Annotated in this window: 13 protein-coding genes and 3 tRNA genes; 10 read left to right on the forward strand and 6 right to left on the reverse strand. The window is 46.7% G+C overall.

Going from position 1 to position 24,462, the window contains the following annotated elements; translation table 11 throughout:
* Positions 1 to 32 precede the first annotated feature (32 nt).
* The 4 genes from KOD92_RS02310 (at position 33) to KOD92_RS02325 (ending at position 10,915) form a co-directional block, all read left to right on the forward strand.
* A complete protein-coding gene (locus KOD92_RS02310) occupies positions 33 to 4,241 on the forward strand; it encodes a hybrid sensor histidine kinase/response regulator transcription factor (RefSeq protein WP_229254487.1) in 4,209 nt (1,402 codons plus the stop codon).
* A 199-nt stretch (positions 4,242 to 4,440) separates the two neighbouring features.
* A complete protein-coding gene (locus KOD92_RS02315; protein WP_215231903.1) occupies positions 4,441 to 7,581 on the forward strand; it encodes a SusC/RagA family TonB-linked outer membrane protein in 3,141 nt (1,046 codons plus the stop codon).
* A gap of 17 nt (positions 7,582 to 7,598) precedes the next feature.
* Positions 7,599 to 9,287, forward strand: coding sequence for a RagB/SusD family nutrient uptake outer membrane protein (locus KOD92_RS02320; RefSeq protein WP_215231904.1), 1,689 nt, complete (start codon positions 7,599 to 7,601; stop codon positions 9,285 to 9,287).
* 71 nt (positions 9,288 to 9,358) lie between these two features.
* Positions 9,359 to 10,915 carry a glycoside hydrolase family 30 protein gene (locus KOD92_RS02325; protein WP_215231905.1) on the forward strand — a complete coding sequence of 519 codons (1,557 nt, stop codon included), beginning with the start codon at positions 9,359 to 9,361 and terminating at the stop codon, positions 10,913 to 10,915.
* Positions 10,916 to 10,939: 24 nt separating this feature from the next.
* On the opposite strand, the gene KOD92_RS02330 is transcribed toward KOD92_RS02325, so the two are convergent.
* From KOD92_RS02330 to KOD92_RS02340, 3 genes are all read right to left on the reverse strand, one after another.
* Entirely contained in the window at positions 10,940 to 11,923 is a 984-nt protein-coding gene (locus KOD92_RS02330) for a DUF4249 domain-containing protein (protein ID WP_215231906.1), read from the reverse strand.
* Positions 11,924 to 11,926: 3 nt separating this feature from the next.
* The gene (locus KOD92_RS02335) at positions 11,927 to 14,329 is read right to left on the reverse strand and encodes a TonB-dependent receptor (protein ID WP_215231907.1); all 2,403 of its coding nucleotides are present in this window, start codon (positions 14,327 to 14,329) and stop codon (positions 11,927 to 11,929) included.
* A gap of 384 nt (positions 14,330 to 14,713) precedes the next feature.
* Entirely contained in the window at positions 14,714 to 15,304 is a 591-nt protein-coding gene (locus tag KOD92_RS02340; protein WP_215231908.1) for an SMI1/KNR4 family protein, read from the reverse strand.
* A 190-nt stretch (positions 15,305 to 15,494) separates the two neighbouring features.
* On the opposite strand from KOD92_RS02340, the gene KOD92_RS02345 reads away from it, so the two are divergent.
* On the forward strand, positions 15,495 to 15,665 hold the full coding sequence (locus KOD92_RS02345; RefSeq protein WP_215231909.1) for a hypothetical protein: 171 nt from the start codon (positions 15,495 to 15,497) through the stop codon (positions 15,663 to 15,665).
* Positions 15,666 to 15,881: 216 nt separating this feature from the next.
* Here KOD92_RS02345 and KOD92_RS02350 read toward each other — a convergent pair.
* The 3 genes from KOD92_RS02350 to KOD92_RS02360 form a co-directional block, all read right to left on the reverse strand.
* Positions 15,882 to 15,955, reverse strand: a tRNA-Arg gene (locus tag KOD92_RS02350).
* Positions 15,956 to 16,005: 50 nt separating this feature from the next.
* Positions 16,006 to 16,079, reverse strand: a tRNA-Pro gene (locus tag KOD92_RS02355).
* Between the two features lie 60 nt (positions 16,080 to 16,139).
* Positions 16,140 to 16,226 (reverse strand) — tRNA-Ser (locus tag KOD92_RS02360).
* A 130-nt stretch (positions 16,227 to 16,356) separates the two neighbouring features.
* On the opposite strand from KOD92_RS02360, the gene KOD92_RS02365 reads away from it, so the two are divergent.
* From KOD92_RS02365 to gltB, 5 genes are all read left to right on the forward strand, one after another.
* Complete coding sequence (locus tag KOD92_RS02365; RefSeq protein WP_215231910.1) at positions 16,357 to 17,319, forward strand: vWA domain-containing protein; 963 nt, start codon at positions 16,357 to 16,359, stop codon at positions 17,317 to 17,319.
* Between the two features lie 41 nt (positions 17,320 to 17,360).
* A complete protein-coding gene (locus KOD92_RS02370) occupies positions 17,361 to 18,080 on the forward strand; it encodes a tetratricopeptide repeat protein (RefSeq protein ID WP_215231911.1) in 720 nt (239 codons plus the stop codon).
* A 16-nt stretch (positions 18,081 to 18,096) separates the two neighbouring features.
* Positions 18,097 to 19,038 carry a phosphoribosylaminoimidazolesuccinocarboxamide synthase gene (locus KOD92_RS02375; RefSeq protein ID WP_215231912.1) on the forward strand — a complete coding sequence of 314 codons (942 nt, stop codon included), beginning with the start codon at positions 18,097 to 18,099 and terminating at the stop codon, positions 19,036 to 19,038.
* A 47-nt stretch (positions 19,039 to 19,085) separates the two neighbouring features.
* Complete coding sequence (locus KOD92_RS02380) at positions 19,086 to 19,508, forward strand: STAS domain-containing protein (protein WP_215231913.1); 423 nt, start codon at positions 19,086 to 19,088, stop codon at positions 19,506 to 19,508.
* A 370-nt stretch (positions 19,509 to 19,878) separates the two neighbouring features.
* Complete coding sequence (gene gltB, locus KOD92_RS02385; protein WP_215231914.1) at positions 19,879 to 24,462, forward strand: glutamate synthase large subunit; 4,584 nt, start codon at positions 19,879 to 19,881, stop codon at positions 24,460 to 24,462.

Consider the following 24,462-nt stretch of genomic DNA (forward strand, 5'->3'; position numbering starts at 1 on the left):
TTTTTTTTGTTGTGATTAAAAAATTGGAAGATATGTGCGAAAGGATTGGCTTGCGGGGATTTTGGCTATTATGGATGAGAGCGGGCATATTGTTCCTCTTACTGACCTGCCATATCGTTCGCGCAGCCGAAACCGGCCGCATTCTTCGCTATTCGCTCAAAGAAGGTCTTTCTTTCGGCATCGTCAACAGCATTGTACAGGATACTACCGGCCTGATGTGGTTCGGTACCGGCGACGGGCTCAACCGCTTCGACGGAACTTCATTTAAAGTATTCAAACACGACCCGAACGATCCTCAAAGCATTTCGGGCAACTATATCAAAGCCGTCTTCCGAGACCGCGACGGCGGTATCTGGACTACTTCGCGCAATGGTATCAATGAATATCTGGCCGAAAAAGAAGCGTTTCGACGCCACGCACCCCGACCGGCCAAAAACGGTTTGCCGAGTGACGTCAGTGACATTGCCCAGGCGCGCGACGGAAACCTCTGGCTCTCGCTTAATGGCGCAGGAATCGCGCTTTTCAACAAAAAAACGGCACAATTTACCTATTACAATCAAAGTACTCTCCTAGATCTCCGGACAAATTCTATATTGAATACCTTCGAAGATTCGCACGGTTTGCTGTGGCTCGGCTCGCGGGAAGCGGGCGTTGATGTGTTTCAGGTGGGTAGAAATCGCAGGCTGACAAAAGCCAGGATCGACCTGAGCAGCATTCCCAAAACGCGTATCAACCAGATTTTCGAAGATCATCTTCATAATGTCTGGATAGCATCGGCGAGCGGACTTATCGTTTACACACGCAGCGACGGTAAGTTTTACAACCTCCGCATCCCCAATCTCCGGCAAAGCGAGATTTACCTTTCCCTTCGCGAAAACCGGCAACAGAAATTGCTGATTGGCGTGCAGGATGGGGGCATTTACAGTATTGACCTGGCAAAATTTAAAGGTCGCAACCCGGCGGAATTTACATTTGACAAAGTAGCGAATGCGCAGAATCAGGGCATTACGCAGCGATCGGTTCAGGCTATTTATGTCGACAGGGACGCGAATACCTGGCTCGGCACCTACGGCGAAGGCATTTATCTGATCAGCAGCATTGCGGAGAAGTTCAGGAATTTTGAGAAAAAGATCAGGGATTACCGCGCCGAAAGTTACCTGCGATATTACGGAATGTGCGTGGACGAAAATGGTGATCTTTGGCTCGGGAGCGACGGTGACGGCATTTATAAAACCAAAAATACAGGCGAGCCGATCAAACATTATGCGGTCGACGGAAAGCCCGGCAGCCTTACCGACGGAGCGATTATCGCCGCGCTTCGCGACCGGGACAATAACCTCTGGTTCGGTTCCTATTCGAAGGGACTTTTCCTTTATAACCGCGAAACTGACTCTTTCAAGAACTATTCAAACCGGTCCAATGACCCGCAGAGTCTGGGGCGAAATGATGTGCGTGTGATTTTCGAGGATTCGAAAAGAAACATCTGGATCGGTACTAACGGGGGCGGGCTCGCACGTTTTGACCGAAAAACCGAAAAATTCAAGAACTACATTCCATCCAACAGCAGCATTAATTCAAATGATGTGCGGGCGATTGCGGAAGATCAAAAGGGAAACCTGTGGATCGGTACTTACGGAGGTGGGCTCAATTACCTCGATGTAGCTTCCGGCCAGTTCACTTCCTTTTTCAACGATCCGAAAAAGCCCGATTTCCTGTCAAATCACATTGTTTTTTCCTTATTGTTTGATGCAAAACAAAGGCTTTGGATCGGCTCGGAGGGAAATGGCCTGCTGATGTACGATACCGTGAAGAAAACGACGCGGCGATATCACGAGAAAAACGGTTTGCCCAACGACGTGATCAATGCGATCCTGGCTGAAACTCCCGATAAGATATGGCTTAGTACGAATGAAGGTATTTCGAGTATTGACCTCATACATAACAAGATAGAAAACTACGATCAGAGTAATGGTTTGCAAGCGGGGCAGTTCAATCCCAATTCCGCTTTATATGATCCCAAGACCGGGATCATGTGTTTTGGCGGCACGGAGGGTTGGAGTTTGTTTTACCCAAAACTGATAAAGCCTTCCCCCTACCGGCCCAAAGTGATGATTACTGGCTTGCAGCTGTTTGATACTAATGTAGAAGTAGGCGCTGAGATTGACGGAAATACGATCCTTTCACGCAGTCTGGCCGACCAGAATAAGATCGTTTTGCAGCCCAAGCAATCTGTTTTTTCAATCCAGTATACTTCCCTGAATTACTCTTTTCCTGAGCGGAATAGTTTTGCCTATAAACTGGAAGGTCTGGACGAGCGCTGGAACTACGTCGAAAATGAGCGTTCGGCGACTTACCGTTATCTCCCGGCGGGTACCTACCATTTTAAGGTGAAAGCGGCGAATCAGGATGGGATTTGGTTTGAGAATGCGGCTGAACTTGAAATCCGCATTCTGCCTCCGTGGTACCAGACCTGGTGGGCATATTTACTTTATATAGCTGCGATCGTGGGACTTATCTATTCCTACCAGCTTTACAAACTCCGGCAGGCTAAGCTGAAATACGAGATCCAGCTCGCACACGTGGAAACGCAAAAGGAAAAGGAGCTGAATGAGAAAAAGCTGCAATTCTTTACCAATGTTTCTCACGAGTTCAGAACACCTTTGACCCTAATTATCAATCCCGTGCGCGCACTTTTGAAGGATCAGACCAGACAGTCGGAAGGGAATCTGGAAATTGTGTACCGCAATGCAAAACGGCTGCTGAGCCTGGTAGACCAGCTGCTGCTATTCAGAAAAGCGGACTTGAAAGCGGATAAATTGAAACTGGCTACTTATAATCTGCGCGAATTAGCTTTTGAAGTATTTCAATGTTTCATTCATCAGGCTGAGGAAAAGCACATTACATACGAGTTTTTGTGTAAAAATGAAGAGCTGCTTTTGAACTGCGACCGGGAAAAGCTTGAAATTGCATTGTTCAATCTGGTTTCGAATGCATTGAAATTTACTCCACATAATGGAAAAGTGAGCTTGGAACTGATTGATAATGAGGGTGAAGTTCAGATTTTGGTAAGAGACTCGGGGCCAGGTATTCCGCCGGAAGCGAGTGAACAGATCTTCAAGGTCTTCCACCAGTTCAAAAGCGGCCGCTCCGCTTCGAAAGGCGGATTCGGTATTGGTCTTTTCCTGACTAAAACGTTCATAGAGAGCCATTTCGGTGAATTGACTTACGAATCTGTTCTGGATAAAGGTACTGTTTTTAATATTAAACTACCCAAAAATCACCCGCAGCTGGTACCCGAATTTGAATCCGAAAATGTCACCAGCGGAAGCTCGGTATTTCTCGAAGAGCTTTCCGGCAACTATACGGTTCCCGCACCGGCTGTGAAATCTCGCCAGCAAATCGTGGTTGATGAGCTGAGTTCGGGTGAAAAAACGATGCTGATCGTGGACGACGACGCGGATATCCGGCAATATATAGGTCAGATTTTCAAGGATAACTTCAAACTTTTGCAGGCAGATAATGCGGAGGAAGGCATTGTGCTTGCGCGGAAGCATATTCCCGATATTATCATTTGCGATGTAATGATGAGCGGAATGAGCGGCATTGAAATGTGCCGCCTGATCAAATCCGACCTTTCTGTAAGCCACATTCCGGTGATATTGCTCACGGCGAGTACGTCCCAGCAGGTGCGGCTGCAAGGCATTGAAGGCGGTGCGGACGATTATATCAGCAAACCGTTCGATCAGGAATTGCTAGTTGCCCGCGTGGCCGCGATTCTGAAAAATCGCAACGATCTGCAACGTTACTTCTATAACGAGATCACTTTGCAGGCCAACGATTTCAAAATTTCTTCCGAATACAAGGATTTTCTTAAAAACTGTATTCAAATTGTGGAGAGTCACCTGACCGACCCGGGCTTTACAATCAAGGTACTGGCGGCCGAAATCGGGATGAGCCACTCGACGCTTTATAACCGCATCAAATCCATCTCAGGACAGTCGACCAACAGCTTTATCCGTTTCATACGCCTCCGTCGCGCCGCGCAGATTTTGATCACGACCGACATCACGATTTCCGAAGTTGCATACCAGGTTGGGATCAATGATATCAAGTATTTCAGGGAGAATTTTTATAAACTTTTTGGAATGAAGCCTTCGGAATATGTCAAAAAATTCCGCCGCCCGTTCCACGAGAATTTCCAGGTCGACAAGGGGATTTTCCAGAACAAATTGGACAATTAGATTACCCTATTATAATATTCCTCAACAAAAGGGCGCGATTCTTACCGGATCACGCCCTTTTTATTGAATTACCCCCTTTTTAATGTGAGAATGTCCCCCGTCCCAGGCATTCAAATAATCCTACTTTTGATTGTTCGATTCATAAAAGTCGACCGCCTGATTTAAGACCCAATTATTATCATTATTCAACCATTTCTGTATGAAAAAAACTTTTCATCTAAGGTCCGTTTTTCACGAGCTGCGCATTGACAACGTTGCAGCGGTGTGGAAAAACGGATTTTTCGCATTCCTGTTCGTGACGCTTTCCTCTTTAAGTTTCGGTCAGTCTTTTAATGTTAAAGGGACCGTTACTGCCGAAAACGGGGAGAGTTTGCCGGGTGCCAGTGTCATATTGAAAGGCACTTCTACTGGTACTACCACCGATGTTGACGGTAAATATTCGCTCGACGTGGCCGACGCCAGCGGGACACTTGTATACACGTACATTGGTTACGTGGCGCAGGAGATTCCGATCGCAAACAAAAGCCAGATCGATGTGAAACTGCTGAACAATGACAAAACGCTCGACGAGATCGTGGTTGTTGGTTATGGTACTCAAAAGAAAGCGACGTTAACTGGTTCTGTTTCAGAGGTTAAAGGGGCTGATATTGTAAAAAGTCCTCAGCCTAACCTTTCCAACTCGCTGGCTGGCCGGTTTTCCGGTTTTGTAGCCAACAACCGGGGCGGTGAGCCGGGTTATGATGGATCAAGCTACACGATCCGTGGTTTTGCTTCGACAGGTAATAACGACGTTTTGATCGTTGTGGACGGTATTCCTGGCCAGGTTGGCGGATTGGAACGTCTTGATCCTAACGATATTGAGAGCATATCGATCCTGAAAGATGCTTCTGCGGCCGTTTACGGTAGCCGCGCTGCGAACGGGGTTATTCTGGTAACAACTAAGAGAGGTACTACCGGAAAGCCGGTGATCTCGTATAGTTTCAACCAGGGTTTTTCTTCCCCTACCCGCCTGCCCAAGCTGGCCGACTCGCCTACTTACGCGACGATTTTGAATGAGATCGATTACTACAACAACCCTGCGGGCGGTATGAACCAGTTTTATACAGCTGAGGAAATCGAGAAATTCAGAAACGGTTCTGATCCTTTAAATTATCCAAATACCGACTGGCAGCGCGAGACTTTGAAGAATTTCGCTCCGCAAAACCAGCATAATCTGGGGATAAACGGCGGTACTGATAACGTAAAATACTACGTTTCACTGGGTACGATCTACCAGGATGCATTGTATAAAAATGGCGCTACGAAATACAAGCAGTACAATTTCCGCTCGAATATCGACGCGAATGTTACCAAAGATTTCAAAGTAAGCCTTTCGTTATCAGGTCGCCAGGAAAACCGGCAGTTCCCGGTTTCTTCTGCGGGCAACACATTCCGCTCTATTTACCGCGCCTACCCTACTGTGATCGCGAGATATCCGAATGGATATTACTCAACAGGTGTTGAAAACAGCAATCCGGTGGTTTTGGGAACGGATATGGGCGGTACTACGAGCAACCCAACTTCTGTTTTCAACGGAATCGTGCGGGCAAGCTACAATATGCCTTTTGTAGAAGGTTTGTCTGTGGATGGTTTCTATTCTGCTGATAAGTCTTTCAATTTTACCAAGACTTTTGCCATTCCGTACACGCTTTACAACTACGATGGCGCAAATGATGTGTACAGCCGCGTGGTTACCGGTGGTTCTGCGGGAGCGGCTTCGCTTAACCAGACCCAGGTCAATATCACTAACATTACGCAGAATATCCGGTTGAGCTACCTGCGCAGTTTTGGCAAGCATAATGTGAATACATTCGTTGCATACGAGCAGAACAAGCGGAACGAAATCACTTTCGGCGCGTCGCGGATTAATTTCCCGACGGCTTCTACTCCTGAACTTTCACAGGGAGGAGCGGCTGCAACGGACAGAAACAACTCAGGAAAGAGCTACAATTTCACGAGAAAAAGCTTCATCGGTCGGCTTGCTTATGATTTTGATGAAAAATACCTGGCCGAAGTTCAGGCGCGTATCGACGGATCTTCTGTATTCCCGAAAGGCAAACAATTTGGTTTCTTCCCTTCTGTTTCAGCTGGTTACCGTATTTCGCAGGAAGATTGGTTTAAAAGCAGCGTCGGTTTTATCGACGATCTAAAAATCCGTGCTTCTTACGGTTCGCTGGGTAACGACAATGTGGGTCAATTCCAATATTACAACAACTACTCTTTTGTAAACCAATATGTTACAGGTGCTAATGTGATTACGCCGGGTATTGATTTGACCAAGCTGGCTAATCCAAACATCACTTGGGAAACTTCCCGGAAAATGGATATTGGTCTGAATGCAGTGTTCTTGAAGAATTTCAACCTGGAAGTGATCTATTTCAGTCAGAAAAGATCGGATATCCTTGCAGCCAGAAACGCTTCTATCCCGAATACTTCGGGTATTGTGAACCCGCATAAAACGGATGACAACACGCCTTTGGTACCGGACGAAAATCTTGGAAAAGTAAACAGTAACGGTTTTGAAGCTACATTGGGTTACAACCACGCGGGAACATTCAGATACAACATTTCAGGTAATGTTACTTATGCCAAAAGCAAGGTAGTGTTCATCGACGAAGCTCCGGGAGTACTTGATTATCAGCGTCAAACAGGCGGCGCATTGTACCGCGACCTGTATTACCGGACACTCGGTATTTTCCGTAGCCAGGCTGATCTTGATAAATATCCCCACCTGAAAGACGCGCAGCTCGGTGACCTGATCCTGGAAGATTACAATCAGGACGGAGCGATCACGGCCGATGACCAGATCCGTTCAGATTATGGAAATGTGCCTTTGCTGACTTATGGTGTTGTATTCAACGCCGGCTATAAGGCATTTGACCTTGCTGTGGTATTTGCGGGACAAGGTATGGTGAGCCAATATGTATTGCCGGAATCTGGCCAGGTTGGTAACTTTTACAGCAGCTGGGCTGATAACCGGTGGAGCCCGACCAATCCCGAAGGAAGCTTCCCAAGAGTGGATACACGCTCGTCTTCCTCAGTGAACGGCGGTCTTTACAAAAATGATTTCTGGCTTAACAACGCTTCTTTCCTGCGGTTGAAAAATGTAGAATTTGGTTATACGCTTCCGAAAGAGACTTTATCCAAATTCAAAATTTCTACGTTGCGCGTTTATGCGAGCGCTTTCAACCTGTTTACGATCACGGGCGTGAAGGATTATGATCCGGAAGGAAACAACCAGAGCGGACAATTTTACCCGCAACAGAGAATCCTGAACCTGGGTGTGAACATTAAGTTTTAATTGTTAAAATATTGAATATGAAACGAATAAAAAATATAACCACGCTTGCCGTCGCAGCATTGATGGTCTCAATGGGATCGGTGATGACGAGCTGCCAGGAGAACTTCCTGGACGTGGTACCTACCGACCGGGTTTCGGATGCGTCGATCTTGTCAGATTCCGTTCTTTTTGAATCTTATATCCTGAACCGGTATATGGGGACACGGCTTACTGATAAAGAAGCCGAGGGTACTAACCCAGGTTTTGGCCGCGGATTTGAATATGCGATGTGGTCGTCACTTACCGACGAGTCGATTTACAACAATGACGACAATACCTGGCTTATCCAACGGGGACAGATCGCGCCTGAGAATACGGGTATTGCGGGTACCTTTTGGGGAAGAAGTTACAGGAGCATTCGCGAGATCAATTACGCATTGGCGAATGTAGACAAGGTGCCGATGAGCGAAGGTAAAAAGAGTCAGCTAAGAGGCGAAATGCAGTTTATCCGCGCGTTCCGCTACCATGATCTGATCCGAAATTATGGTAAGGTGGTTTTGCTGGGAGATAAAGTTTACGAGATCAGCGACGATCTTACTGCCGACGAACTTTTCCAGCGCTCGGACATCAAAACGGCGATCGATTACGCAGTGGCACAGCTAGATGAAGCGGCTGCATTGCTTCCGGCTTCCAATGACAATAACTGGAAATTGGGCAGAGCGACGAAAGGCGCGGCAATGGCTTTGAAAGCTAGATTACTACTTTACGGAGCGAGTCCATTGTACAATGCAGCTACCTGGCAACAAGCAGCAGCGGCATCAAAAGCGGTGATGGATTTGAACAAATACACTCTCTATACGGGCGGTTACCGCAATTTGTTTTTGACAAATGATAATCCTGAGATCATTTTCAGCCGCATTTACGCACAGGGAGCACGCCACGTGACTTTGGAAATTGCAAACGGCCCGAATAGCTATAATGCATGGGGCGGCAATGTGCCTGTTCAAAATCTGGTCGATGACTATGAAATGATGGATGGTACCAAGATCACGGAAACCGGAACGAGCTACGATCCCACTCAGCCTTATAAAAACCGGGACCCACGGTTCTACGAAACGATCCTGTACAATGGCGCACCTTACCGTGGCAGCACGATCGAGACTTTTACGCCGGGCGGCAAGGATAGCAAAGACGGTCCTTCGAACTGGAATACCTCGAAGACGGGCTATTACCTGAAAAAATTCATGAACGACGCGCTGCCGATCGATAATCCGTGGGATATTGCCGGAACGCAAACGTGGATCTATTTCAGATATGCGGAGATTTTGCTAAGTTACGCAGAGGCTCAGAATGAGGCTGTCGGCCCCGACGCATCGGTTTATGCGGCTGTAAATGCAGTTCGCCAGCGTACCGGCGTAGCGATGCCAGCGTTGAAAACAGGATTGACACAGGCGCAAATGCGTGAAAAGATCAGAAACGAGAGACGTATTGAACTTGCATTTGAAGAGCACCGCTATTACGATGTGAGAAGGTGGAAAATCGCCGACAGAACCGAGAATGTACCCGCCTACGGTATTGAGATCGGGAAGGCCGGCAATGCATTTACCTACACTAAAAAAGAAGCGCTGACCGGTAAGAGCTTTGCCGAAAAGCAGTACTGGCTGCCGATCCCACGGGCGGAAATCCAGGCTTCGAACAATAAGCTGGAACAAAATCCGGGATATTAATTCTTCCAAAGCCGCCTTTTCTAACCGGAGAGGCGGCTTTTTTATTTACCTAAAACCAAAAACGGATAGCGATGCATAAATACCGTAAGCTACTTTTTTCCCTCGGTCTTCTCTCCTCTTTGTCCGCCTGCGCAGGCAGTGAGCCCGCCAGCCAAAATGTGCCGGATACGCGTGCGGCTATAAAAATTACAATTGACCCTTCCAAAACTTACCAAACCATTTCACATTTCGGCGCTTCGGACGCATGGTCCGCGCAGTTTGTCGGGAAATGGCCGGATGCGAAGAAAAATGGCATTGCCGATCTGCTTTTCAGTCAGGATACGCTGGCCGACGGGCGCCTGAAAGGGATCGGACTTTCGATGTGGCGCTTTAATATCGGCGCAGGAACTGCCGAGCAGGGCGAAAACAGTGGTATCAAAGACGAGTGGCGGCGCGCGGAATCGTTTCTCAATAATGATGGAACATATAACTGGGAGAAACAAGCGGGGCAGGTCTGGTTTCTGAATGCGGCCAAAACGCGTGGTGTCAGCAGCTTTCTGGCGTTTCCGAATAGTCCGCCGGTACAGTTTACAAATAACAAAAAGGGTTATGCGGATAACGGTAAGTCGAACCTTTCTGCGGGGAAGTTTGAGCAGTTCGCCGGGTTCATGTCGGATGTAGTTGCCGGAATTCAGAAGAAAACGGGCATTTTGTTCGATTATATCAGCCCTGTCAATGAGCCGCAATGGGATTGGAGCGACGGCGGCCAGGAAGGAACGCCGTTTTATAACAATGAAATCGCGGGTATTACCAGGTCTCTCAGCAAGGCGCTTTTAAGCAAAAACCTTTCAACCAAAATCAATATCGCCGAAGCCGGGCAAATTGATTATTTATATTCTCAAAGTAATAAACCGGGCCGCGGAGATCAGATCAAGGCATTTTTTGATAAAAGCTCAGCGGAATATGTTGGGGATATGTCGAATATAACTCCCGTAATCTCTGGTCACAGCTATTTCACAACTTCCACTTACAAGAATGCGGTGATGAAAAGGCAGCAGGTTTCGGCTGCATTGAAAACTGTTCCCGGGTTACAATACTGGATGTCGGAGTACTGTATTTTGGGAGATAATGAGGGAGAGATCAAGGGCGGAGGTAAAGATCTGGGCATTGATCCTGGACTTTACGTTGCGAAAGTAATTCATAATGACCTTGTTAACGCCAACGCAACTGCCTGGCACTGGTGGATCGCAATCTCGCCTTACGATTACAAGGACGGGTTGGTTTATATTGATAAAAACAAAAGTGACGGTGAATATAAGTCCTCCAAAATGCTCTGGGCATTGGGAAATTTCAGTCAGTTCATTCGCCCGGGCGCGACGCGGGTTGCCGTTTCCGGTATTTCTGAAAACGAGAAATTGCTGATTTCTTCTTATAAAAATGCGGACAACAAGCTGGTAACCGTGATCATCAACTCTGACTCTGCTCCTGCCGAGATCGAATTGAATATCCCCGGAAACGAGCCCACAAAACGCAAAACCTACACTACCTCCGCCTCCGCTGACCTGCAACCCGGCAATAAGCCAGGTAACGGGTCAGCAGTGACGGTTCCTGCGCGGAGTGTGGTGACTGTTGTGGATTTAGTGAAGTAACTGTTTTCAAAGGCGGGTAAGGTCTTACTTTGGGTCTGTGAGCTTGATTTGTGCAGCATTATAAGCCCCAAAGCAGCCCAGCCCGCCTTTTACATTGGTATAGACCAGTGTCGGCTCCGCAAAAGGGTTATCCGAACTGTTCCTGATTTCCAGCGAGCGTTGATATTTATAGTAGTTGATATCAATATTAAATACGCTCATCAGCACTTCCTTAATTTTGGTGTTGGGGTAAACTATGACCTTACTCCCATCTTTGTTTGTTCGTTCACTTTGCTGCGGTAAATTAACTTTTCCGACGGGCGAATTAAGTATTGCGCCATTCAAATGGTTGTCACTCAAAATTTCATTTTTCTCCGTTCGCCATCTCCAATTGAATTTATGTTGTACAACAATCCTTTTCTCAACGAATACCCCATTTAATTTTGGTGCGGCAACGTTGTAGTCAAAATCAATAAGCGCATGCACTTTGTAATTGTTGGTATCTGAGGGGATATCCTGCCAGGCTATATTCAAAGTAATGGCCGAGTCCTTATTGAGGGGATCGATATTTTGATATATAGAGCTTAAAATCAGCAATGTGTCAAATGCATACGATTTAATAACTGGTACTTTGCCCGGAACCGTGCATTCGGCGGATACATTTCTTTTCCCATCCGAAACAGTAAGTACATATTTCTTCGACGGAACAATAGGAAACTGTGACTGCGGAAGACTATAAATCTTGTTGGCCGAATCGTATGGAATCTGCATTTCATTGATCCCGTCGGAAATCAGGACCGTCGCATTATCCAGACTTTTTTCCACTGCCCCTGCACCATTGAACATCGGTGCAGATTCAGAGACTATCACGTTAATAAAAGGCAGCTGAGGCGAAATAATCGAGTTTATAACCAGCTTTGATTCAATCTGCGGAAGCTTCGAAGGCGGAATGTCGGTGACCAGCGACTCGCAGGATGTCAGATAAATGGTCAGCAGAACAATGCAGGAAATCGTTTTTAGTGTGTTCATGACTTAAAATTTGAAGTTGTAACTAACAGAAGGAATTACCGGAAACAGCGAGTACTTATTGAGATAAGTTTTGCGCTCCCCGCCTGGCAGGATATCTTGTGAAATGTCATAGAAGAAGACGTTTTTCCGGTTATAGACATTATATACGCTAATTTCCCAGGTGCGCTCGTACCGCTTTTTCTTTTTATGAAACTGTATGGCGAGATCCATCCGATGAAATGCTTCTGCCCGGAAGTCATTCTTCCCCTTATATTCCGTAACCCGGTATCCTCCCTTGGTTTTGTTCAGGGAATGTTCATTTGGATTGTAGCTGCTGAAAAAGCTGTTATCGATTGCATCGTACGTGGCGGCGGGAATCGTAAGTGCATTCCCGGTCCCGTAAACCCAGCTCGCAGACAACGAGACCCTCTTGTTAAACTCATAAATACTGACAATAGAAAGATCGTGGCGGCGATCGTACCTTGGATAAAATGTCTGTCCGTTATTCAGCTCGGGAAACTTCCAGTAGATCCACGAAAGCGTATAACCAACCCAGCCCGAAAGTTTGCCCCGCTTTTTTTGCAGAAGAAATTCTGATCCGTAAGACCAGCCATTTCCCACCGTCACATTATCCTGCCACTTCACATCATTTGCATTGGCTCCGCTGAGACCCAGGAAAGTAGCGCCTTCCTTGTAGCTGAGGATATTGTTCATATTCTTGTAAAAACCCTCCAATGTAAATGTAAGTCCACGGTTTGGCAGATCTTTGGCAAATCCGAATGCGATTTGACTTGACTGCTGCGGTGCGATTTGATCCGTGCTGGTTACCCAAAGATCAGTGGGAAGCCCCATTCCGGTATTTGAAAGCAGGTGAACATATTGGTTCATCTTTGCATACGAAACCTTGGCCGAGAAGTCAGTAGCTAGTTTTAGTGCCGCTGAAAAGCGTGGCTCGGGATTGATATAACTCTTTTTTTCCGACTTGAAATGACTCAACCGAAAACCCAGATTCATTTTTAATGCATCAAAAGGCTGCCAGGTATCTTCTACATAAATAGCCGATTCCAGTGAACGAACAGGGTTTTCAACCGGATTTATAGCTTGTTCACTATTAAAACCTTTTATTGCAATAGCAGAGGGAACAGATTTGTGCAGTGTGGCCTGGCCGCCGAATTTGATCGAATGGGAAGCCGTCGGGTAGTAATCAAAATCTGCTTTTAAACTAAAATCCCTGATGTGTGAATCGTAGCGCATGTTCGATTCCGTGGGTTCCTGCTCTTTATCGAAAGATTCCTTCGTGTAGCTTGTTGTCGCAAAATTGAAATCAGTAAAGACGAGGGAAGTATTTACAAAAAGCTTCGAATTCAAAATGTGGTTCCAACGCATTGTGGCGGTTGCATTGCCCCAATCCAGACCGGCCCGCATCTGGAAATCATCACGGTTTTCTTTAATGTAAAATTTGTCCTGCCCGAGGTATCCGCTCAGGTACAGCTTGTCTTTCGGCCCCAGATCAAAGTTTATCTTTGCATTCATATCGTAGAAATAATAGCCGGGCCGGACTTTGCTTTGCCCCGGTTTCTGCGGTTTTCCAAGAAAAGGTGCAGCAAGCAGATCAATATATGTTCTTCTTCCCGAGATCAGAAAAGATGATTTTCCTTTGGAAAGAGGTCCTTCCAGCGTCAGCCGGGAAGCAATAAGTCCGATCCCACCCTCTCCGTGCAGTTTATCCTTGCTCCCCTCCTTCATATTCAATTCTACGACGGATGAAAGCCGGCCGCCATAACGTGCAGGAAAGCCTCCCTTTGTCAGCTCGACATTCCTGATCGCGTCGCTATTGAATACCGAGAAAAAACCGAAAAGGTGACTTGCATTGTAAACGACCGCATCATCCAGGATAATCAGATTCTGATCGGGCCCGCCTCCACGGACATACAGCCCGGTTTGCCCCTCCGAACCCTTCTGAACACCCGGCATCAGTTGGAGCCCTTTTATCACATCCTTTTCCCCAAATAGCGAAGGCATTTTTTTGATTTGTTCAATAGGGATTTCAAGGACACTCATTTGTACCGAGCCGCTCACATTTTCTTCCTGCCTGCGTGCGGAAACGGTTACTTCCTCTAACTGTCGGGCGGAAGGTAAAAGAATATTCAGTTGGGCGTTGTTCCGCGCGCTGATAGTACGTTGAATTGTTTCATAACCCACAAGCGAGCAAGAAATGGTTACTGAATCCGAAGCGGGTATGGTTAGCGAGTAGAAACCGTAATTGTTGGTCGCTATACCAGTTGAAGTACCAGGAATGTAAACGTTTACACCGGCAAGCAACTCCTGGCTCCCTTTTTCTTTGACCACTCCGCTGATCGTTATACGTTCCTGCCCGCATACGGAGAATATGATCAGGCAGAACAAAATTGTTGCTGATAATCTCATAATTTTGAAGATTGGCGCATCAGCGGGACGCAATTTCTCCGGCTCTGTATAAGAGGAAATCGCTAGGTCCGGTCGCCCGAATGGAATAAGTAATCCCGCTGAATGCGATGGTGAATGGAAAGAAAAACTGCTACTTTTTGACGGTTCCTGATTTGAAAGGAATCAAACTGGATCTTTTCATGGGTGATATCGTTTTTAGGTTTCTTGATTGAAATTCAAATCAACCGTCACGAAATCCATGCCTTTCGGGTCGCGAAATGTTTCGTAGCTTTTTAAAGGTATTGCCGCGATGATTTAACGGTAGTACAGTGGTGACTTGCTGACTGGGCTTTCAGCTTTAATGCGCTATGTGGGGATTTCGTGGACAGGTTAGGTCGCTAACAACTATTGGACGAGCTCCTGATAAGCCAGATCTAACCAGCTGTTGTACCAGTCAAAAAAGGAAAAACGCTCTTTTTCAGGCATTGAGAAGGGAATCATACCCTGATCGGTTACTGAACCATCGAACCACACATTGTTCGTTTCCTTACCTGCGGCGATCAGCAGATGATTATAGCCGTCGCCCTCCTCACAGATACTGATCGTGCCGAAAACGCTTTGTTGTATCATGTCCCTGGTAATGCGAGTTTCGGCTTCGTTAAGCCAGTAATGCGCGGGGAAGGGTTGTTGAAGATATACCGCTGGTGGCTCCACTTCGTGATGAATGTAATGCGCATTGAAGTCTTGCAATGGTCTCAAACCATAATATGGCCCCGCACCTCCGTTCCCTATTTGCGTGATGAAAAATCTATAGTCAGGAGGAAGCTGTATTTGGTGCGTTTTTTCAAATAAATCAGCCTCTTCCAAAGAGAGCGGCGGGTTGAAGGAATATTTGTGCGTTTTTGCGCCGAAGAATTTCAATTTCTTGTCGGTCCGTTTTAATTCGGCCACTTTCGTAATCACTGCTTCGCGCCACTCAGCAAACTGATTTGCCATCACAAGGTATTTTGAGTTAAATGATAGATTGGGGAGATTGTTACTTTCCTTAATGATAATCCTTATTTCCAAGATAAGCAGATCAATAATGGATAGAATTATCTATCGGTAGGTACCATTTATTTGGCTCGCTTACAGCTTATTGGAATAATTTTTATAAGTGGTGCGGCTTCATCAAATACGCTTTGTCATGGAAAATCTGACGATATTAAAAGCAAACGAAGCTATTAAGAATTCAAAGCAGCTGATTGAAGAAGCCAAAGAGCTGCGGGCGAAACAGAGGGAGCTCTTTCGACAGATCACGCAACTGTATCAAGAAATTTCTATAATCACTCAACGAATGAAGCAACAGAATCAATGATCCTATTTACTATAAACTGCCAAACAAAAAAGCACCTACAAGTGTTATCTCGTAAGTGCTGATATTCAAGTGATCCGGATGTGATTCGAACCGCCCGGCGGCCCGGACATGACCTGCTGCTTAGAAGCGGACGCTGCGGGCAGTGCCGAATGTCAAAAATACTATCAAATAAAAAAGCACCTACAAGTTTTATCTCGTAAGTGCTTTATATTCAAGTGATCCGGATGTGATTCGAACACATGACCTGCTGCTTAGAAGGCAGCTGCTCTATCCAGCTGAGCTACCGGACCAAAGAAAAAAGGCAGTTAGCAGTATCTGCATACGGCTGACTGCCTTTTTGTCGGGGAGACAGGATTCGAACCTGCGACCCTCTGGTCCCAAACCAGATGCGCTACCGGGCTGCGCCACTCCCCGCGGTATTGACCTTCATCTATTTGATTTCGGTCTTCTTAACTTTCATTCCCAGATCGAGTGTAGAGGAAGCGGGATTCGAACCCGCGGTACCCTTGCGAGTACGGCAGTTTAGCAAACTACTGGTTTCAGCCACTCACCCATCCCTCCTTCTTTCCGTTCTGGGTTGCAAATATAGAGGGTTGCGTTTCAGAAAAGCAAACATTCGGCTAAAAAAACTTTATCAGAAGCCGCAAATGCCTATTTTTGGCGAAAGTTTTAATTACCCAAGCCGTTCATTATGAACTGGAATTATCCATTTGGAACCACAGAATATTTTTTTGTCTTTTTATTTATTTTCCTCTACACCGCCTACATTATCCGTACCGTGCGGGTCGCAAGGCAGTTACAGACCACCGCTCGGACACTTATCATCAAGCTCTTTTTAAGAAGTATTACCTTCTCACTTTTGATCGTCAGTCTGCTCGGACCTTCGTTCGGAGAGGCGGAACGGGATATCAAGGCAAAAGGAAAAGATATTTTTCTTGTAGTGGATTTGTCGAAATCAATGGACGCAGCAGATGTGACGCCTTCGCGGCTGGAAAAGGTGAAGTACGAAATCAACAGATTTGTGCAGAATGAAGTCGCGAACAGAATAGGGATCATTATTTTTTCAAATGATGCATTCATCCACGTGCCGCTCACTTACGACAGAGCCGCATTGGAGCTTTTTATTCAGTCACTCCAAACGGATTTGCTGCCCACCAGCGGCACCAATGTCTGCTCTGCGATAGAGCTTGCATTCAATAAGCTGACCGGTGCAAATGACCCCACCGGGCGCTCCAAAATGGTGGTGCTTTTTAGCGACGGCGAAAATAACTCGGGATGCAGCAGTACGCTTTATAATAATCTGAGAAGATTCGGGATCGGTTTTTACGCCGTGGCAGTAGGCACCAAGGTTGGGATCAGCATTCAGCAGGACGGGAAGCCGTTGATGGACAATAACGACAAACTGGTGATCAGCCAGCTTGACGAAAGCTTCCTGCAAACGATGGCCAGCGCAACCAGAGGCACTTATTACGAGCTTAATAATTCCAAAAACGAAATGTCCAAGCTCACGAATGATATCGATGTTGCAGAAGGTACGCTCGTTGATTCAAGGACAATCACGGTGGTTAGTAATAAGTACTATTACTTCCTCGGCGCGGCGCTGATCCTGATTTTGCTCGACATTTTAATTACCATCGGAACGTTCCGACTATAAAGATCAATTCCTATTTTTGGGCTTCCAATATCAAAATCGATATGACGGCACTTATTCTTTATGTCCTTCTCTGGCTTTGGGATAACCGGACTTTCGATTCAATTACCAAAGCAAATCAGCGAAAAGTCGACGCTGAGCAAGCCTACCAGAGTAAAGAATACAAACGTTCGGCTGAGCTGTACAACCAAATTACTTACGGTTCGCTGTTTTCAGCTCCTGCCGCGCGCCTTAACCTGGCACATTCCCTTTACCTGACCAAAAACTACAAGCAGGCAATGAAACATTACCGCCTGCTCAGTGATATTGACGATAGCGCGATTGCGTCGGTCGCTAACAGCCAGATTGCATTGATACTGGTCGCGGGAAAAGATACCGCAGGCGCTCTTGGGAACCTTCGTACCGCACTTCGACTTGAACCGGGCAACCAGCTTGCCAGACAGAATTATATTGTTTTGAAGAAAAACTTCTCGGGAGAGGAAAGTCCGTCCGATATTCATACCGAAAAAAAGAAATCCACCCAGCAGACGAAGGCTGAACAAGACAGGCCAGCCGAACCGCTTCCAAATACCCAAGGCCGCGAGTTGACGAATGATGCGAAAAAGGAGGAATTGCTAAAAAGTCTGAAACAAATGAATATGTCTGAGGACCAGGCGCGTGCGATTTTGGATGCCATGAAATCGAACGAAAGCCAATATATTTACCAGCTCCGCAGAAAGCAATACAATACGCAGGCGAAGAAGACAGATGAAATCGAATGGTAATTTTTAATATAAACTAATGAACAGCATTTCAGGAACCAACTTCCAGTTTCCCGGACAAACAGGGTTTTACAAAGGAAAAGTAAGGGATGTTTACTCTTTTGAAAAAAAGCTGGTAATGGTCGCTACCGACCGCATTTCGGCCTTTGACGTGATTCTTCCCCGCGCGATTCCCTACAAGGGGCAGGTTTTGAACCAGATCGCAGCGCACTTCTTGAATGCAACTTCCGGTATTGTTCCCAACTGGCTCCTGGAAGTGCCGGACCCGAATGTGAGTATTGGTCTGAAATGCCAGGCTTACCCTGTGGAAATGGTCGTGCGAGGTTACCTGGCTGGTCACGCCTGGCGGGAATATGCTGCGGGAAAAAGGTCGGTTTGCGGTGTTTCTTTACCAGAAGGTCTTAAAGAAAACGATAAGCTGCCAGAGCCGATCATCACGCCGACTACCAAGGCGCACGAAGGACACGACGAGGATATTTCGAGGGAGGAGATACTGGCCCAGGGACTGGTAAGTGAGGATGAATATGAGCACCTGGAACGCTATACGCTGGCATTGTTTGCAAAAGGAACTGAAATGGCGGCCGATCAGGGGTTGATCCTGGTAGATACCAAATATGAGTTCGGACAACTCGACGGGACCATTTACCTGATCGATGAAATCCACACGCCCGACTCTTCCCGGTATTTTTATCAGGACGTATATGCGGAAAATCAGGAGGCGGGATTGCCCCAGAAACAGCTTAGCAAGGAATTTGTAAGGGAATGGCTCATTCAGAATGGTTTCCAGGGTAAAGACGGGCAGGATGTACCGGAAATGACAGACCAGCGCGTTGAACTGATCTCGGCCAGATATATCGAGCTATTCGAAAAAGTGACCGGGAACAAATTTCAGAAAAATAACCTGGATAACCCTGTGAAGCGGATTGAGGAAGCAATTCTCAGAACTTTACAAACAAACTGATTTAGAAAAATTCATTCAAACTATTGTTTTGACGAAACAACACAACAATGAACTTTAAACTGGAAAAGAAAGAACAATACGTATATATCGAACTGGAAGAGCCTGCTTTTGGCGGAGAAGTGCCCGCTGCATTTGAGGAAACCGCCAGGGGCCTTTTCAAAGAAGGTTATCATAGTCTGATCGTGAACATGCAGTCCGTCAAATCGGTCGACGCGCCGGGAACTGTGACCCTGAAAAAGGTGAACTGGCTTTGTGCAAACGATCTGGGTATGCTGGCGATCGTCACCCGCGACGACGATTTTATGGATTTGCTGGAAAGTTTGAAAATTCCGGATCTGACGATTTTACCAACTAAAGAAGAAGCGATCGACGCTGTTTTTATGCATAAACTTGAAAACGAATTTGGCGCAGGAGATGATGATTACGATGACGAAGATTACGAAGGTGTGAGCGAATCAAAAGAACCCTGATATTCAAAGCCTTAATACAGAACAGCCACTTCGAGTTCAAGATCGGGGTGGCTTTTTTGTCTTTTACCCAGAGCAAATTTATAATCTTCCAAGATGGCGAATTGTGGAAATTTGATTTCCATTTTCCTAACAATTGAACGCTCTCCTTACATTTCTAGCAATATTTTTATAATAATTGTAACTAAATAATCAAAAAACACCGACTAGTAGAAAATTTTGCCATTCGCGTAATAAGCCAAATATTTTTTATGATTATCTTGCGTGGCTTTACCCTATCCATACTACAAAAGCGGTTTAGCACTTTTTTTAAATTGGTTATTTAAACAAATTCTAATTACGAATTTGGTAATTACCCTACAATCTTCGATAAATGTCGCAAATGTCTGAATCAATGGTAGAAAATCAGGGACTGTACCGTCCGGAATTTGAGCATGATGCCTGTGGGATCGGTTTCCGGGCTAACATCAAAGGCCGAAAGTCACACCAAATTGTGGCCGACGCTATTCACATGTTAGAGAGAATGGAACATAGGGGTGCTACCGGTTTTGACCCTAATACTGGTGACGGTGCCGGAATCCTCATTCAAATACCACATGAATTCTTTGTTGAAGAATCTATAAAACTGGGTTTCCACCTTCCTGCTGCCGGCGAATATGGCGTGGGTATGATCTTCTTTCCGGGCAACGAAACGATCCGGGAAGAGTGCCGCGACATTTTAAACCGCAAGATTAAAAAGCTTGGCCTGCAATTGCTGGGTTACCGCAGCGTGCCTACCCTGAACAATACATTGGGAGAAGGATCACTTTCGGTTGAACCTTGTGTGGAGCAGGTTTTCATCAAGCGTCCGGACGATATTACTGAGGATACCGCATTCGAAAGAAAGCTTTTTATCCTTCGTCAGGTTTCTACCCGATTGATTAAAGACACTGTAAAAGGTGGTGCAAAAAGCTTCTATTATTCGTCGCTTTCGTGCCGCACGATTTCATATAAAGGCCAGCTTACCACTGCCCAGCTGAAATATTATTTCCCTGATCTCGAAAACGAATCTGTGGTTTCTGCGCTTGCAGTTGTCCATTCGCGTTTTTCTACCAATACTTTCCCATCGTGGGAACTGGCGCAACCTTTCCGGTACATTGCGCATAATGGTGAGATCAATACGGTAAAAGGGAATGTGAACTGGATCCGCGCCGGAGAGAAATCTTTCCAGTCTGACCTTTTCACCAAAGAAGAAATGGATATGCTCCTGCCGATTTGCGACAGGAACCAGTCCGACTCCGCTAACCTGGACAATGCGATCGAAATGCTGCATTTGTCGGGCCGCTCGTTGCCGCACGTGATGATGATGCTGATCCCGGAAGCCTGGGACGGAAACGAACAAATGGACCCCGACCGTCGCGCATTCTACGAATACCACGCCGCGATCATGGAACCGTGGGACGGACCTGCTTCTATTTCATTCACGGATGGAAAAATGGTAGGCGCTACCCTCGATAGAAATGGACTTCGCCCGTCGAGATATTGGGTTTTGGACGATGATACCATCATTATGGCTTCCGAAGCCGGGGTTTTGGAAGTAGACCAGTCACGCGTAGTGACCAAAGGCCGCCTGCAACCGGGACGGATGTTTGTCGTGGATATGGAGCAGGGACGCATTATTCCTGACGAAGAAATTAAAGCTTCTGTATGCAAGGCGCAGCCTTATCAGAAATGGCTGGACGAAAATAAACTGCACGTAGACCAGCTCGATCACCCGATCCGCACTTACCGTGCTTATGATGAAAATGCATTGCTGAAACGTCAGGTTGCATTCGGATATACTTCGGAAGATCTGCGGATGATTCTGGCGCCGATGGCGCAAACGGGACTGGAAGCGATCGGCTCGATGGGAACGGATTCTCCTTTGGCGGTACTTTCCGAGCAGAGCCAGCATTTATCGACTTACTTCAAACAACTTTTCGCGCAGGTTACCAACCCGCCGATCGACTCGATCCGCGAGCGTGCGATCATGTCGCTGATCTCGTTTGTAGGCAGCACTGAAAATATTTTAACCGAAACCCCAAAACACTGCCGCCAGATCGCATTACCTCACCCGATCCTTTCGGTGCAGGAATTTGACAAGCTGCGTTTTGTGGATAAAGACGGTTTCCAGGCGAAAACGATCAATACCTATTTCCGCGCCGACGAAGGTGGAAAAGCGCTTGAAAGAGCACTGGAACGCATTTGCCGTTACGCAACCGACGCGATTGAAGATGGTTTCGAAATATTGATCCTTTCCGACCGCGCGATCGATTCAGACCACGCGCCTATTCCTTCGCTGCTTGCTACTGCCACTATTCACCACCATTTGATCCGCGAAGGATTAAGAGGTAAGGTTGGACTTTTGGTTGAAGCAGGTGACGTTTGGGAAACGCACCACGTGGCCACATTGATCGGTTATGGTGCAGCGGGTATTTGTCCGTACATGGCTTTCGAAACGCTTTCTTACATGAATAAGAAAAGCATGATCGACGGCGAGTTTACAGACGAAAAACTGCATTACAACTACATTAAAGCGGTTAATAAGGAGCTTTTGAAGATATTCTCGAAAATGGGTATCTCCACCTTGCAATCGTACCAGGGCGCGCAGATTTTTGAATGCGTCGGTTTGAATAAGGATGTAGTTGACAAATATTTCACCGGTACTATTTCTCGAATTAGTGGAATGGGTATCTCTGAAATCGCGCGTGAAATTCTGGTTCGTCACAAAGTGGCTTACCACGAAACGCCGGATCAGAAACCAAGGCTGGAAGTAGGTGGTGTATATCAATGGAAACAACGCGGCGAGGCACACATTTTCAATCCACAGTCTGTGCATTTGCTGCAACAGTCGACAAGGACCAATAGCTACGAACAATTCAAAAAATACTCGAAACTGATTGACGATCAGTCACATAAAGCATTAACATTACGCGGCCTGCTTCGTTTCAAGAAAGGAACTTCCATTCCGATCGAGCAGGTGGAACCCGTAGAAAGCATATTCAAACGTTTCGCAACCGGCGCTATGTCATTCGGTTCGATCTCCTGGGAAGCACATACTACCCTGGCGATCGCGATGAACCGCATTGGTGGAAAGTCCAATTCCGGTGAAGGTGGTGAAGATGAGCTGCGGTACAACCGGTTGCCAAATGGCGACAGCATGAACTCCCAGATCAAGCAAGTTGCTTCCGGCCGTTTCGGGGTTACGAGCCACTATCTGAGCAATGCGGGCGAGTTGCAGATCAAAACCGCGCAAGGTGCGAAACCTGGCGAAGGCGGGCAATTACCTGGGTTTAAAGTAGACGACTGGATCGGACGTACGCGTCACTCAACTCCGGGAGTAGGCTTGATATCTCCCCCGCCCCACCACGATATTTACTCGATCGAGGATTTGGCGCAGCTGATATTTGACCTTAAAAATGCCAACCGCGCCGCCAGGATCAGTGTCAAGCTGGTTTCCGAAGCTGGTGTAGGTACCGTTGCGTCGGGAGTAGCGAAAGCACACGCAGACCATATTCTGATCTCAGGTTATGATGGCGGAACAGGCGCTTCTCCATTGAGCTCGATCAGGCACGCAGGTTTACCCTGGGAGCTTGGACTGGCTGAAACGCACCAGACTTTGGTGAAAAATAAATTGCGCGGAAGGGTTACCGTTCAGGCTGACGGACAATTGCGTACCGGTCGTGATTTGGCGATCGCTGCAATGCTGGGTGCAGAAGAATGGGGTGTGGCTACTGCTGCACTGGTTGCCGCAGGTTGTATTATGATGCGTAAATGTCACCTCAATACCTGTCCGGTAGGTGTGGCTACGCAAAATAAAGAACTGCGTGCATTGTTCTCGGGTAAGCCGGAACACGTGGTAAATATGTTCACATTCATGGCGCAGGAATTGCGGGAAATTATGGCGCAGCTTGGTTTCCGCACTGTTAATGAAATGGTTGGACAGGCGCAGTACCTTGAAATTCGCAACGATATCAAGCATTGGAAATATAAAAACCTGAATTTCGACGCGATCCTTTACAAAGAAGGAGACTTGTCCGTGGCGCAGTTCAAGCAGGAAGAGCAGGATCACGGTATTGACAGTATTCTCGATATAGATTTGATCAAAGCGGCGCAGCCTGCATTGGAAAGTAAGGAAGAGATATACGGGGAGTTTCCGGTGAACAACCTGAACCGCTCGCTCGGAACCATGCTTTCTAATGAAATCTCTAAAAAACACGGCGGCAGCGGACTTCCGAAAGGAAATATCCACTTCAAATTCCGCGGAACAGCGGGACAAAGTTTCGGTGCATTCAATACTGCCGGTGTGCGCCTGGAATTGGAAGGTGACGCAAATGACTACTTCGGAAAAGGACTTTGCGGCGCTGAACTGATCGTGTACCCGGATCGTGACTCGAAATTTAAACCGGAAGAAAATATCATCATCGGTAACGTGGCATTCTACGGAGCTACCTCCGGCGACGCGTACATCCGCGGAACTGCCGGCGAGCGTTTCTGTGTGCGTAACTCGGGTGCGAAGGTAGTAGTGGAAGGTGTAGGAGACCACGGACTGGAATATATGACCGGCGGATTGGCGATCATTCTCGGATCGACCGGCCGCAACTTTGCAGCAGGTATGTCGGGCGGGGTAGCTTATGTTTTGGATAAAACAGGAGACTTCCGCGAAAAAGTTAATATGGAAATGGTTTCGCTTGAAGCGCTGAACGAAGAAGATCAGGGAATTTTGCGCGAATATCTTGACAAACATTTCCAATACACAACCAGCAACGTCGCATTCCAGCTGATCCAGAACTGGGAACAGTCTGTGAAGCGTTTTGTGAAAGTGATGCCTTCTGATTTCAAAAAGGCTTTGGAAGGTCGTGGTATCACGCTGGCACAGCAGATAGCAGACAAGAATGTGGTGTACAAAGACATCGTTGTAGATGTGGTTCACCAGTAA

Source organism: Dyadobacter linearis, from assembly GCF_907165045.1.
Lineage (GTDB): Bacteria > Bacteroidota > Bacteroidia > Cytophagales > Spirosomataceae > Dyadobacter > Dyadobacter linearis.

What these genes read in the sequence shown, in the direction of transcription:
- KOD92_RS02310 (WP_229254487.1), top strand. Translation starts at nt 33, where the DNA reads ATGTGCGAAAGGATTGGCTTGCGGGGATTTTGGCTATTATGGATGAGA.
- KOD92_RS02315 (WP_215231903.1), top strand. Translation starts at nt 4,441, where the DNA reads ATGAAAAAAACTTTTCATCTAAGGTCCGTTTTTCACGAGCTGCGCATT.
- KOD92_RS02320 (WP_215231904.1), top strand. Translation starts at nt 7,599, where the DNA reads ATGAAACGAATAAAAAATATAACCACGCTTGCCGTCGCAGCATTGATG.
- KOD92_RS02325 (WP_215231905.1), top strand. Translation starts at nt 9,359, where the DNA reads ATGCATAAATACCGTAAGCTACTTTTTTCCCTCGGTCTTCTCTCCTCT.
- KOD92_RS02330 (WP_215231906.1), bottom strand. Translation starts at nt 11,923, where the DNA reads ATGAACACACTAAAAACGATTTCCTGCATTGTTCTGCTGACCATTTAT.
- KOD92_RS02335 (WP_215231907.1), bottom strand. Translation starts at nt 14,329, where the DNA reads ATGAGATTATCAGCAACAATTTTGTTCTGCCTGATCATATTCTCCGTA.
- KOD92_RS02340 (WP_215231908.1), bottom strand. Translation starts at nt 15,304, where the DNA reads ATGGCAAATCAGTTTGCTGAGTGGCGCGAAGCAGTGATTACGAAAGTG.
- KOD92_RS02345 (WP_215231909.1), top strand. Translation starts at nt 15,495, where the DNA reads ATGGAAAATCTGACGATATTAAAAGCAAACGAAGCTATTAAGAATTCA.
- KOD92_RS02365 (WP_215231910.1), top strand. Translation starts at nt 16,357, where the DNA reads ATGAACTGGAATTATCCATTTGGAACCACAGAATATTTTTTTGTCTTT.
- KOD92_RS02370 (WP_215231911.1), top strand. Translation starts at nt 17,361, where the DNA reads ATGACGGCACTTATTCTTTATGTCCTTCTCTGGCTTTGGGATAACCGG.
- KOD92_RS02375 (WP_215231912.1), top strand. Translation starts at nt 18,097, where the DNA reads ATGAACAGCATTTCAGGAACCAACTTCCAGTTTCCCGGACAAACAGGG.
- KOD92_RS02380 (WP_215231913.1), top strand. Translation starts at nt 19,086, where the DNA reads ATGAACTTTAAACTGGAAAAGAAAGAACAATACGTATATATCGAACTG.
- gltB (WP_215231914.1), top strand. Translation starts at nt 19,879, where the DNA reads ATGTCGCAAATGTCTGAATCAATGGTAGAAAATCAGGGACTGTACCGT.